This is a genomic window from Sphingopyxis soli, assembly GCF_018682675.1.
In the GTDB taxonomy this organism is placed as follows: Bacteria; Pseudomonadota; Alphaproteobacteria; order Sphingomonadales; family Sphingomonadaceae; genus Sphingopyxis; species Sphingopyxis soli.
Genome location: NZ_JAFMTR010000026.1, coordinates 1 through 12,331, shown reverse-complemented (window position 1 = coordinate 12,331; position 12,331 = coordinate 1). Strand labels below are relative to the sequence as shown.

The window sequence follows — 12,331 nt, the reverse complement described above, 5'->3', positions numbered from 1 at the left end:
ACGACATTTCCAGCATCGTCATCCTGAACTTGTTTCAGGATCCATGGTCCGCCGTTTCCTTCGGCGCTGCGTCAGATGCAAGGCCCGGCCATGGATGCTGAAACAGCGAGGCCATCGCCGCAGCCAGCATGACGGACTCGGGGCGTCCGCTCCCTACCCCAAAACCGACACCGCCCTCAAATAGCCCTTTCCTACATTATCCCGCTGTGCCAGCTTTCCTCTGGCGGACAAGAGCGGTCGCTGCCTGGCTTGCGCGTGTGACCACGACACAACGGGTGCAGCCCGCCGCGAAGCGCCGCCCGGGGCGCGCAAAGGGCTGAACTTTCCTGAACTTTGGAATTGTCCCGGGCCGGAGCCCCAACCCGGAACGACGAGGAAGGGACGGCAGATGGGCAGCTCAGAGCCGACGCCGCGCCCGGAGGGTTATCGGGCTGCGGCTCCCCGCGCCGACCCCGCAACCAGATTCAGCACCAGCTTCGGCAGGCTGCGGTAATTCGCGCCATGATATTGCGAATCCGCGGGCAGCGCCGCTTTCAGACGGCGGTGCGCCTCGGGCAACGCGTGATAGGGCACGCCCGGCAGCAGGTGGTGCAGCGCGTGATAGCGCAGGCCCACCGGCGCCCACAGCTCGGGCAGCAGCCCCGGCGGCGGGACGTTGACGCTGTCGAGGAACTGCGCGGTCACGGTCAGCTCCTCGCCGTCATTTTCCCAGAGATGCGCAACGAGCGTCCGGATCTGGTTGAGCACCAGCGTCGCGGCCGCGATCGCGCCGAAAATGACGAGTGCGCGGAGCGGCACCCAGCCGAACACGCCGGCGGCGACGAGCAGGGTCGACCACGCCCAGGCGCCGCCCTCCTGCCACGCCCATTGGCGGCGGAACTCGCCCTCGGGCGATTTGCGGCGGAACATCGGGTTGATGATCATCCCCGAATAGCGCTCGCGCACCGGCTTGCGCAGCGGCGGGATCAGGAAGGACAGCGGGGTCAGCACCGCGTAACGGAACAGCAGCGCCAGCGGCGCAAAGGCGGCCGCGACGACGAACAGCGGCACGGTCCACGGCTTCATCAGCGCGAGCGGCAGATATTCGGGATCCTCGACCGTGCCATATTTGGTGCGGTTGTGGTGCAGGCTGTGGATGCCCTCGTACATGAAGGACGGGATCAACAGCGGCACCCCGACGAGCAGGTTCCAGACGAAGCGAAAGCCGGGCAGCGCATTCTTGCGGATATGCGTCAGCTCATGGATGAAGCTGCCCGCGCGGTAGAGGGCGAGCACCGCGACGAGGCTCGCAACCAGCAGCCAGCCCGTCGAGGGCGCGAGGATCGCGGCCACGACGCCGGCATAGCCGACGATGGTCGAGGCGAGGAAATCGGTCCAGTAAATGCGCGCGCTGGGGGTGACGAGGTCGCGCGTCAGCTCCGACGCCGCGCGGATCATCGCCATATCGTCGGGGATCGCCGACTTGGGGGTCTTGACCGCCGGCTCGCTCGACAGGCGGTCGACAAGGGTGTTCATTGCTAACATGTCCGCGTCTTCACCATGATTTCGTGGCAGCAAAATGGCCGAATGCGGGTCGCCAGCGCCGCAGCAATGCCCTAATGCGTCGCCACGCATATAGGATCGCATCCCCAGGAAACCAGTATGAGCGCCCACAACGAAGGCCCCCTCACCCTCCACCCCGTCAAGACCAAAGCCGACCGGCGCGAGTTCGTCGAGCTGGCCTATCGCCTCAATCGCGGCGACCCGGCGTGGGTACCGCCGCTGAAGGGCGAGGTTTACGGCCTGCTGACGCCGGGCAAGAATCCGTGGTTCGAGCACGGCAAGGCGCAGCTCTTCATCGCGCGGCGCGGCGAGCGCACCGTCGGGCGCATCTCGGCGCATATCGACGAACTCGCCCTCGCGCAGCCCGCCGAACAGGGCATGGGACCCGGCACCGGTAACTGGGGCCTGCTCGAGGCCGAGGACGCCGAGGTGGCGCGCGCGCTGATCGCCAAGGCCGAGGAGTGGCTGCGCGGCCAGGGCATGACGCGCGCGCTGGGCCCGCTGTCGATTTCGGTCTGGGACGAGCCCGGCCTGCTGATCGAGGGGTTCGATACCCCGCCGACGATCATGCTCGGCCACAACAGCGCGCTCTACCGGGGCTGGATCGAGGGCGAGGGATACCGGCCGGTCAAGCAGCTCTTCAACTATGGCGTCGAGATCGTCGACGGCTTCCCGCCGCTGGTGAACCGGATCGTCGCCGCGGGCGAAAAGAACGAGCGCATCCGCGTCCGCCGTGTCGACAAGAAGAAATTCGACGCCGAGGCGAAGCTGATCATGGGCATCCTCAACGATGCCTGGTCGGACAATTGGGGTTTCGTGCCGCTGACCGACAGCGAGATCGCCTATGTCGGCAAGAAGTTGAAGGACATCGTCTTCGAGGATCTGATCCGCGTCGCCGAGGTCGACGGCGAGCCCGTCGCCTTCATGATCGTGCTGCCGGACATCAACGAGCTGCTGATCGAGATGGACGGATCGCTGCTGCCCCTCAACTGGGCAAAGCTGCTCTGGTGGCTGCAGAAGCCCAGGAGCAAGCGGCTCCGCGTGCCGCTGATGGGCGTGGTCAAGAAATTGCAGAACAGCCGCATGGCGAGCACGCTCGCCTTCATGATGATCGAATATATCCGCCGCGACGGCGTCGCCAACTATGGCGCGACCCAGGGAGATATCGGCTGGGTTCTCGACGACAATCAGGGGATGGTCGCGGTGGCCGACGCGATCAACGCGCGGCGCAACCGCGTGTACCAGCTCTACGACAAGATGCTCTGACGCTGGCACAGCTTTGCGACAAATGGCCGGCATCGTGCGTTTCCGGTTCGGAAAAGGCATGTCATGTCGACGCACTATCTTGCCGCCAATCGTTTCGGCCTCGGGCGCCGCTGGGATGATCCAGCGATCGGCGATCCGCAAGATTGGCTGACGCGCCAGCTCGGCGCGTTCGACCCCGCTCCCGCCGCAATCGCGGCGCTCCCCGGCCGCGCGGCGATCGCCGCCGCCTATTTGGACTATCGGGAGGATCGGCAGACGATGCGGCGCGAGGCCGCCGACATGCCGATAAGCGAGGAGGAAAAGGGCATGGAGCCCGAACTCCGTCGCCTGTCGCGGTCCGAGATCCGCCGGCACTATGTCGATGCCGCGGGCGCGCGGCTGGCGAATGCGGTCGCGACGCCGACCCCCTTCCCCGAACGGCTGACACATTTCTGGGCCAATCATTTCGCGGTGTCGGCCGACAAGATCACGATGATCGGCTTTGCCGGCAATTATGAGTTCGAGGCGATCCGCCCGAATATCATGGGCAAATTCGCCGACCTGCTGATCGCGGCGGTGCGCCACCCGGCAATGCTGCTCTATCTCGACCAGGCGCTAAGCTTCGGACCCGACAGCCCCGTCGCGCAGCGCGTCCGGCGCCGCCGGAAGCAGGCGAAGCTCGGCCTCAACGAAAATCTGGCGCGCGAAATACTGGAGCTGCACACGCTGGGTGTCCGCACCGGCTATACGCAAGCCGACGTCACCGCCTTCGCCAAGGCGCTGACGGGGCTGACCGTCGCCGGGCTCGGCAAGGGCGCCGGGCAACGCCTGATGCCCGCCAACGCGCGGCCCGGTGACACGGTGTTCATCGCCCAACTCCACGAACCCGGCGCACAGACGATCCTCGGCAAGCGGTACGATCAGCCCGGTGCACGGCAAGGCGAGGCGGTGCTCCGCGACCTTGCGGTCCACCCGGCGACCGCAACGCATATCGCGACCAAGCTGGCGCGCCATTTCACCGGCGACATACCGCCCCCCGCGCTCGTCGAGCGGCTGACAGTTGATTTCCGCCAGACCGGCGGCGACCTGCCCTCGCTGTATAGCACGCTGATCGCCTCACCCGAGCCATGGGCAGGCGGCGCGACGATGTTCAAGTCGCCGTGGGACTGGACCGTGTCGACGATGCGCGCGCTGAAACTGCCCGCGATCGGCGAGAAGCAGAATGTGCCCGCGATCTTCACCCAGCTCGGCCAGCCGCTGTGGCGTCCGGGATCGCCCGCGGGCTATGACGACCTCGTCGCGACCTGGGCGGGGTCGGCAGCGCTGATGCAGCGCGTCGAAATCGCCAGCCGGATCGCCGGGCGTATCGGCGACCGCGTCGATGCGCGCAAGCTCGCGCCCCTGATCGTCGCGGACGCGATGCCCCCCGATATCGAACAGGCGATCACGCGCGCCGACAGCCCCGGACAGGCGCTCGCGATGCTTTTCGCCAGCCCCGTCTTCCTGCGGAGATAGACGATGATCCTCTCGCGTCGTTCCATCATCCTGTCGGGCATCGCCGTCGCCGCGTCGACCGCGATGCCGCGCTTCGCTTATGCCGCCGCAGGCACGGCCAGACGTCTCGTCTTTGTGATCCAGCGCGGCGCGGCGGACGGCCTGGCGGTCGTCGCGCCCACGGGCGACCCCGCCTTCGCCGCCGCGCGGCGCGCGCTCGCCGATGAAACTAGCGGCGGCGCGAAGCTCGACGGCCTGTTCACGCTGCACCCTGCGCTCGTGACCGGCGCTTCGCTCTTCGCCGCGAAGCAGGCGCATTTCGCGCACGCCGTCGCCACCGCCTATCGCGACCGCTCGCATTTCGACGGGCAGAATGTTCTGGAAGGAGGCGGCTCGCGCCCATATGAGCGCGACGACGGCTGGGTCGGGCGGCTGCTTATCCTGCTTCCCGCTGCGGAGCGCGAGGCGATCGCTATCGCCCCCGCGGTCCCGCTCGCGCTGCGCGGCACGGTGCCGGTCGGCACCTACGCGCCGAGCCGCCTGCCGCAGGCCGACGCCGACCTGATCGCGCGGCTGACTGCCATGTATGAAGGTGACGCGCTGCTGCGCCCGCTTTGGGAGAGCGCGGTGAAGACGCAGGAACTGACGAGCGACATCGGCGGCAACAACGGCCGCAACGGCGCCGAGCTCGGCAAACTCGCCGCCTCGCTGATGCTTCCCGCCGACGGGGCGCGCGTGATGATGGTCGAGACCGGCGGCTGGGACACGCACAGCGCGCAGCGCGGGCGCCTCGCGGTACAGCTTCGCGGGCTCGATCAGCTTGTCGGTGCGCTTCGGACCGGGCTCGGCCCGGTATGGGCCGACACGCTGGTCATCGTCGCGACCGAATTCGGCCGCACGATCGAGGTCAACGGCACCGGCGGCACCGATCACGGCACCGCGTCGACCGCGATGTTCTTCGGCGGCGGACTGGCCGACGGCGGCAGGGTATCCGCGGACTGGCCGGGGCTGGCCGTACCCGCGCGCTACCAAGGCCGCGACCTCAAGCCGACACGCAGCCTCGAACGCGTCGTCGCGGGCGCGATCGCGCAGCATTATGATCTCGATCCGGCGCGGGTCGCAAGAACGCTCTACCCTGACGCTTGACGCGCGACGCGCCGTGTCTAGGCTGCCCCCGAACCAGCGGGTGGGGACGGGATCATGTGCCGCGCGATGATGTATCTGGGCGAGCCGGTGCAACTCGACGACCTGCTCTTCAAGCCCGACTCCAGCCTCGTCAACCAGGCCTATATGCCCAAGATGCTGCACATGCTGAACCTCGCGGGGTTCGGAATGATGGCGTGGGATGCGTCGAGCTTTCTGCCGCAGGAACCGCACCGCTATCGCTCGCCGTCGCTGCCGGTGTTCGACGGCAATCTCAAGTCGCTTGCGGTAAAGACGCGCGCCGAATGCGTGATCGCGCATGTCCGCGGCGTCGCCTATTCGACGACGGTCAAGGTCAGCGAGCAGAACACCCATCCCTTTCACTTTCCTGGCGCGGCGGTGGCAATGGCGCACAACGGCGACATCTACCGGATCGGCGAGATGAAGGGGACGCTGATGGCCGATATGGACCCCGAACTCCTCGCGCAGATTTCGGGATCGACCGACAGCGAATGGGTCTATGCGCTGCTGCTGTCGCAGCTCCCCGACTGGTGCGTCGAGCCGAGCCGCGACGAACTGGTCGCCGCGGTGCAGAAGACGGTCGAGCTGATCGAGGCGGCGCGGCGACGCCATGGCATCGCGATCTCGTCGAGCTGCAACCTGTTCATCACCACGGGGCGGCAGATATTGGGCCTCCGCCACTGCTTCGACTTCGGCCACTATCGCACCGGATCGCCCGACCAGCTGCACGAGGCGAACATGAACTTCCTGTCGATGTGGTTCACGACAGGACGCGATTACGGCCTGCACGACGGCGAATGGCAGATGGTCGGCGGCGAAGAGGAACCGCGCGCGGTGATCATCGCGTCGGAGCCGCTGTCGTCGAACAGCGCGACATGGATGCCCGTCCCCGAATATGCGATGGTTCATGCCGAAATGGACGGCGATCTTCCGAAATTCCGGGTGATCCCGCTCGCGCGTTAGGCCGCGACGGCGTGGTCGCGACGCATTGCGAGAATGCGCGCCTCGACCTGATCGAGCGCATCGAGCGCAGTGACGAGATCGGCGTTGACCGACGCGCCGAGTTCGCGGCTGAGCGCGTCGCCCGTCGTCATCATCTCGGTGAAGGTCGCGCGGTCGAAGGCGAGCAGGGTCGCCTGTTCGCTGGTGCGCAGCAGCCGGTCGTGCGGGCCGCCGGCCAGCAGCGCGGCGATCCCGACCAGCTGGCCGGGGCCGGTGACGGTGAGTTGATAGATACCCGGGCCATGCGGCAGCGCGCTGCGCACCGCACCGCGAACGACGAGCCATACCCGGTCCGAAGCGCCGCCGACGAGCGCAAGGTCGGTGTCGGCGGCGATATCGATCCGCTCGCCCGCGTCCCAGAAGGCGAGGCGCTGCGCGGGGGTCATCGCGGCGCAGCAGGGCAGTCGCGCAAGGAAAGGCTCGGGGCTGAAGGCCTCCTCGGCAACCGGCGGGAGCGCGCGCTGCGGCCGCGGCATGAAGGCGTCGGGGTCTTCGGCCAGCAACGCGGCGATATCCGATGCCTTGGCGACGACGCGGCTGGCGACCAGCCGCCCGAGTTCCGCCTGCAATTGCAGCGAGGCAGGGCGAAGCTGCGACAGCGCGGCGCGAAACTGGTCGGCGGGCAGATACCAGGTCGCGACCGGCCCGCGCGCGATCCCCATGGCCGAGCGTTTGAGGTCGCGTCCGATCAGCGCCATGTCGCCGATCACCTCGCCCGGCCCGACCTTGGCGAGCAGGGCAAGGCCGCCGCCGGGCAGCCGCTTGCCGATATCGACCTGCCCCGCGTCGATCAGGAACAGCCCTTCGGCGCGTTCGTTTTGGATCAGGATCGCCTCGCCATCGGCGAAATGGCGCGGAACAAAGGCGTCCGCGAGTTCGATGCGCTCAGCCTCGGCCAGTCCCGCGAAGAGCGGCGCGTCCGCCAGCTTCGCGGCGGACAGCAGGCTCATGCAAAGACCGCCCAGGTCGGCGCGTGGTCGCTCGCCTTTTCGCGGCCGCGATGGTCCTTGTCGACCCCGGCATCGACGAGCCGGTCGGCCATCGCGGGGCTGAGCAGCAGATGGTCGATGCGAAAACCATGGTCGCGCTGCCACGCCCCGGCCTGATAATCCCAGAAGGTCCAGACCCCGCCCGCCGGATGCCGGCTGCGCACCGCGTCGGTCCAGCCGTCGCCCAGAATGCGGAAGAAAGCGTCGCGCGATTCGGGCTGCATCAGCGCATCGGCGGCCATCGGCCCGCGCGGATCCCAGACGTCATCGTCGTGCGGGATGACATTATAGTCGCCGGCCAGGATCACCGGGATTTCGGCGGCAAGCAACGCCTTGGCCCGCTCGCGCAGCCGCGCCATCCAGCGCAGCTTGTAATCGAATTTCGGACCCGGCTGCGGATTGCCGTTGGGCAGATAGATGCAGCCGACGCGGACGCCCCGGACATCGGCCTCGAGGTAGCGCGACTGCTCGTCCTCGGCTTCGCCTTCGAGCCCGCGCTGGATTTCGACCGGCTGCTCGTCCCTGGCGAGGATCGCTACCCCGTTGAAGCCCTTTTGCCCGTGATAGAGAAAGCCGTAGCCCGCCGCCTCGATCTCCTTGGTCGGCATCGTCTCGTCGCTCGACTTGAGTTCCTGCAGGCAGGCGACGTCGGGCTGGGTTTCCTCAAGCCATTCGACGAGACGCGGCAGGCGCGCCTTGATACCGTTGATATTGAAGGTCGCTATCTTCATGCCGCACCTATGGCAGCAAGAGGGCGCCGATCACAGCCCCTTCGTCACCCTGAACGTGTTTCAGGGTCCATGGTCCGCCGCTTCCTTCGGCGCAGCGCTGAACGAGAGAATCGGCCATGGATGCTGAAACGAGCTCAGCATGACGACAAAATGGCAGGTGCCTAGATCGAGAAGCTCGACCCGCAGCCGCAGCCCGACGCCGCGTTGGGGTTTTCGACCTTGAACGACGATCCGCCGAGCGAATCGACGAAATCGACGATACAGCCGCGCACGAGATCGATGCTGACCGGATCGACGACCAGCTTGACCCCGTCGGTCTCGGTCACGATATCATCGGCGTCGATGCTCTCTGCCAGCCCGAAGCGATAGGTGAAGCCCGAACAGCCGCCGCCATCGACCGCGAGGCGGAGCGCCGCATGGCCCTCGCCCTTCCGGTCGGCGATCCAGCGGACGCGCGCCGCAGCGGCGGGTGAAAGGGTGATGTCGGAAACCTGCGTGGCCATTTCGACAAGATAGGGGCCGCAGCCCCAAATGAAAAGGGCGCCCCGGCTATAGCCGTAGAGCGCCCCTCCTCTCCGACCCAGGAAAGCTTGTTATTCGGGACCGCCCATTGCGAGCTTCTTGTTCCCCGTCATGGCGGCGATCGCCATGGTTTCCGACTGGCAGAAGGGCATCGGATTGACGGGTTCGCCCTCGATGCGGACTTCATAGTGAAGGTGGTTGCCCGTCGAACGGCCGGTCGAGCCCACATAACCGAGGATGTCGCCCTTCTTCACCTGCTGGCCGGGAGTAACGATGAAGGACGACATATGGCCGTAGCGCGTCTGGATCGCGTTGCCGTGCTCGACCTCGACATAATTGCCATAGCCGCCAAGCCGCTGGGCGCGGCCGACGATGCCGTCGGCGGTCGCATAAATGGGGGTGCCATAGGGCGCCGGAATGTCGATGCCATTGTGGCGCGCGAGCTTGCCGGTGACCGGGTGGACGCGCATCCCGTAGGATGACGACAGCGACATTTTCTCGATCGGACGACGCGAGGGCACCGCAATGCCGATGTTCGCGGTCAGACCGGTGTCGAGGCGCTTCCAGGCCTGGAAGATCGCCCGCGCTTCGGTGTTTTCGCCGACCGACGGAACGCCCGCCGTGAACCCGTCGTCATCGGGCTCGTCGGGAACCGTGATGCTCGCGTCATTGCCTGCATTCGCCGCATGCGCGGCCGGAGCGGTCAGCCCCGCCACTGCCGCAGCAGCGATAATCAAGCCAGAATGAAACTTTTGCGCCAGTAGAGCGTATCGCACGTATCGACCCCGCAGTCCTTGTCGCCAGTGTCCCGTTTCGGGATCGCCGGTGCCGGATTTTTGCTTCGGATTGGGATAATTCCCTGCCCGCGAGTGTTGATGACGGCGCAAACCTTACCAAGCAATAACCGCGTAGTAGTCTTGCGTTAAACCGGCTTCATGGCGCGCCGAGTCGTTGAACGGAGGCTTCAGCGATCCGCGAAATCGCGCTTTTACGAGACTTTGCCACGTTTCGACGGCGTTGAATCCCATTTCGTCGCACTTTTGGTTAAACCAGACTGTGCCGGCGGTCACATGGCGGATTTCATCCTTGTAAATACGCGATAAAATCTTTGCCGAGACCGCGTCGCCGGCAGCCCGAAAGCGTTCGACCGTCGCCGGCGTGACGTCGAGCCCGCGCGCCTCCAGCACCATCGGAACGATTGCAAGACGCGCCAGAACGTCGTCGTTCGTCGCCTCCGCCGCTTCCCAAAGCCCGGCGTGCGCGGGCAATTCGCCGTAGAAACTGCCGAGCTGGCGCAATCTGCGGTCGAGCAACGCAAAGTGCATCGCCTCATCGGCGGCGACCCCGATCCAGTCGTCGACGAAGCCGCGCGGAAACGCACCGCCGAACCGGCCGACGAGATCGACCGCCAGGTCGATCGCGACGAATTCGATATGCGCGAGCGCGTGGAGCATCGCGATCCGCCCGCGTGTCGACCCGCCCTTGCGGCGGCGCGGCATCTGGCCGGGCGCGAGCAATTCGGGTCTGGCGGGCCAAGCGGGCCGGTCGGGCATCGCGGCGTCGCAACGATGCGCAAGCTCGCCGCGGCGCCACGCCCGCGCCAGCGCCCGCGCCGCACGGCGCTTGTCGTGCGGGTCCGGCGTCAGCAGGACCGCCCGCGCAGCTTCGCCCAGGGTTGGCATCAAAGAGCCTTCGCGGCCTCCAGCACGGCCTCGGCGTGGCCCTTCACGCGCACCTTGCGCCATTCCTTCGCCAGCTTGCCATCGGCGCCGAACAGGAAGGTCGACCGCTCGATCCCCATATAGCTGCGCCCGTAATTCTGCTTCTCGACCCAGGTGCCGAACGCCTCGCATACCGCTCCGTCCTCGTCGGACGCGAGGCGGACGGTCAGGCCATATTTGTCGCGGAACTTGCAGAGCCTTGCCGGCGCATCGCGCGACACCGCGAGCACCTGTGCGTCCAGATGCGCGAATTCCGGTGCAAGACGGGTGAAATCCTGCGCCTCGACCGTGCAGCCCGGCGTATCGGCCTTCGGATAGAAATAGACGACAAGCGGCGCGCCCTTCAGGCTCGCAAGATCGATCCTCGCGCCGTCGGCGTCGAGCAGCGTGACCGGGGGAATGGCGTCTCCGATGGCGAGTGTCATGGCTTCGTCTCCTGCTGCGGCGGACGAATCGAGGCCCACCAGTCCGCGATCTCCTGCCGCGCCGCATCGTGCGCGGCAAGCAGTTGCGGCCAGCCTGGCTCGCCGCACGCGCTCGCGACGAGTTGACGCGCAGCGGCGGTCGCGGGTTCCCCCTCGGGCGCGGTCAGCCGCAGCATCACGAGCATCCGCGCGAGCAGGCCGTGCGCCTCGCAGATCTCGGGCGTGGCGAGGCCGTCGACCTTCAGGCAGGCGAGCGCCGATCCGATATTGGGATCGTGACACCGTCCTGTCGCGAGCTGCGTCACCTGCATCGCGAATTCGAGATCGACAAGCCCGCCGGGCCCGCCCTTGATGTCGAGCGGACCTTTCGGGGGCTTGTGTGCAGCGATCTTGTCGCGCATCTCGGCGGCGTCCTTCGCGACCGTCGCGCGGTCGCGCGGGGCGGCGAGCAGTTCGTCCATGATGAGCCGCACCTGGGCCTTCGCCCGATCCGAACCATAGACCGGTCGCGCGCGAAGCAGCGCCATATGCTCCCACGTCCACGCCTCCTCGCGCTGATAGCGTTCGAAGCTGTCGAGCGTGACGACGAGCGGACCCTGCGCCCCTTGTGGCCGCAGCCGCGTGTCGACGTCATAAAGCTTGCCCGCCGCGGTGGGCACCGACATCGCGGCCGTCACGCGCTGCGCCAGGCGGTTGTAATAGGTCGTCGCACCGAGCGGACGCGGCCCGTCGGATTCGGCGAGATGATCACCGGTGAAGAGATAGATGAGGTCGAGGTCCGACGCATGCGTCAGCGCCCGGCCCCCAAGCCGCCCGAGCGCAAGCACGACGAGCTCGCTGTCGGGGACGCGGCCGTGCGCGGCGACGAATTCGGCGACAGTGGCATCGGCAAGCACCTGCAAAGCCGCCTCGGCAAGTTCCGAATAGCCGCACGCAATGGCAAGCGGATCGGTCGAACCGGCAATAAGCTGCACACCGTAGGCGAAGCGCCGCTCGCCGACCCGGTCGCGGACGCGGTCGAGCAGGCGTTCGTAGTCGAGCCCGGCGAGCCCCGGCGCCCATTCGGCGAGCAGTTCGGCCTTGGTCGCGGGCGCCTCGAACGCACGCTTGTCGATCAACCCTTCGATCAGCTCGACGCGCGCGCCGAGCGCATCGGCGAGCGCCGGAGCGAGCCACAGGATGCGCGTCGCGATCTTCGCGAGCGCGGGTTGCGCGGCGAGCAGGTGGAAAAAGCCGATCGCGCTCGGCAGGCCGCCGACGAGCTTGTCGAAGCGGAGCAGCGCGGCGTCGGGATCGGGCGCGGCGCCGAGCGCCTTCACCAGTTCGGGAAGCGCGGTCTCGAGCGCCTCGAGCGCCGCCGCGCTGCGCAGCGCGCGCAGCTTGCCTCCGCGCCATTCCGAGATTGTACGGAGCGCGGCGTCGGGCGGATCGAAACCTGCCGCCAGCAGCGCGCCCGCCAGATCGCCCTCGTCGCGCGGCAGGCCGCTCGTCGCCGC

The 12,331-nt window shown here is 67.2% G+C and carries 11 protein-coding genes and 1 pseudogene; 4 read left to right on the top strand and 8 right to left on the bottom strand.

Annotated features, from left to right (window positions below):
* Positions 1–423: 423 nt before the first annotated feature.
* Positions 424–1,515 carry a fatty acid desaturase family protein gene (locus tag J1N50_RS03410; RefSeq protein ID WP_215350376.1) on the bottom strand — a complete coding sequence of 364 codons (1,092 nt, stop codon included), beginning with the start codon at positions 1,513–1,515 and terminating at the stop codon, positions 424–426.
* Positions 1,516–1,641: 126 nt separating this feature from the next.
* On the opposite strand from J1N50_RS03410, the gene J1N50_RS03405 reads away from it, so the two are divergent.
* From J1N50_RS03405 to J1N50_RS03390, 4 genes are all read left to right on the top strand, one after another.
* Entirely contained in the window at positions 1,642–2,808 is a 1,167-nt protein-coding gene (locus J1N50_RS03405) for an N-acetyltransferase (protein ID WP_215350375.1), read from the top strand.
* A gap of 63 nt (positions 2,809–2,871) precedes the next feature.
* On the top strand, positions 2,872–4,302 hold the full coding sequence (locus tag J1N50_RS03400; protein ID WP_215350374.1) for a DUF1800 domain-containing protein: 1,431 nt from the start codon (positions 2,872–2,874) through the stop codon (positions 4,300–4,302).
* Positions 4,303–4,305: 3 nt separating this feature from the next.
* On the top strand, positions 4,306–5,427 hold the full coding sequence (locus J1N50_RS03395; protein WP_215350373.1) for a DUF1501 domain-containing protein: 1,122 nt from the start codon (positions 4,306–4,308) through the stop codon (positions 5,425–5,427).
* Positions 5,428–5,481: 54 nt separating this feature from the next.
* Positions 5,482–6,408 (top strand): class II glutamine amidotransferase, encoded by a 927-nt coding sequence (locus J1N50_RS03390; protein ID WP_215350372.1) that lies wholly within the window; start codon positions 5,482–5,484, stop codon positions 6,406–6,408.
* Here J1N50_RS03390 and J1N50_RS03385 read toward each other — a convergent pair.
* From J1N50_RS03385 to J1N50_RS03355, 7 genes and pseudogenes are all read right to left on the bottom strand, one after another.
* A complete protein-coding gene (locus J1N50_RS03385; protein ID WP_215350371.1) occupies positions 6,405–7,397 on the bottom strand; it encodes a cyclic nucleotide-binding domain-containing protein in 993 nt (330 codons plus the stop codon). The two genes, J1N50_RS03390 and J1N50_RS03385, sit on opposite strands and share 4 nt — an antisense overlap.
* On the bottom strand, positions 7,394–8,167 hold the full coding sequence (xth, locus tag J1N50_RS03380; RefSeq protein ID WP_215350370.1) for an exodeoxyribonuclease III: 774 nt from the start codon (positions 8,165–8,167) through the stop codon (positions 7,394–7,396). Before xth ends, J1N50_RS03385 begins: the two co-directional genes overlap by 4 nt.
* 161 nt (positions 8,168–8,328) lie before the next feature.
* Positions 8,329–8,670, bottom strand: a complete 342-nt coding sequence (gene erpA / locus J1N50_RS03375) for an iron-sulfur cluster insertion protein ErpA (protein WP_215350369.1) — start codon at positions 8,668–8,670, stop codon at positions 8,329–8,331.
* A gap of 90 nt (positions 8,671–8,760) precedes the next feature.
* Entirely contained in the window at positions 8,761–9,426 is a 666-nt protein-coding gene (locus J1N50_RS03370) for a M23 family metallopeptidase (RefSeq protein WP_246553033.1), read from the bottom strand.
* Positions 9,427–9,579: 153 nt separating this feature from the next.
* Complete coding sequence (locus J1N50_RS03365; RefSeq protein WP_215350368.1) at positions 9,580–10,371, bottom strand: ferritin-like domain-containing protein; 792 nt, start codon at positions 10,369–10,371, stop codon at positions 9,580–9,582.
* Entirely contained in the window at positions 10,371–10,835 is a 465-nt protein-coding gene (locus tag J1N50_RS03360; protein ID WP_215350367.1) for a peroxiredoxin, read from the bottom strand. Before J1N50_RS03360 ends, J1N50_RS03365 begins: the two co-directional genes overlap by 1 nt.
* Positions 10,832–12,331: pseudogene (locus tag J1N50_RS03355) on the bottom strand (glutamine-synthetase adenylyltransferase); the annotation flags it as partial. The pseudogene J1N50_RS03355 and the gene J1N50_RS03360, both read right to left, overlap by 4 nt.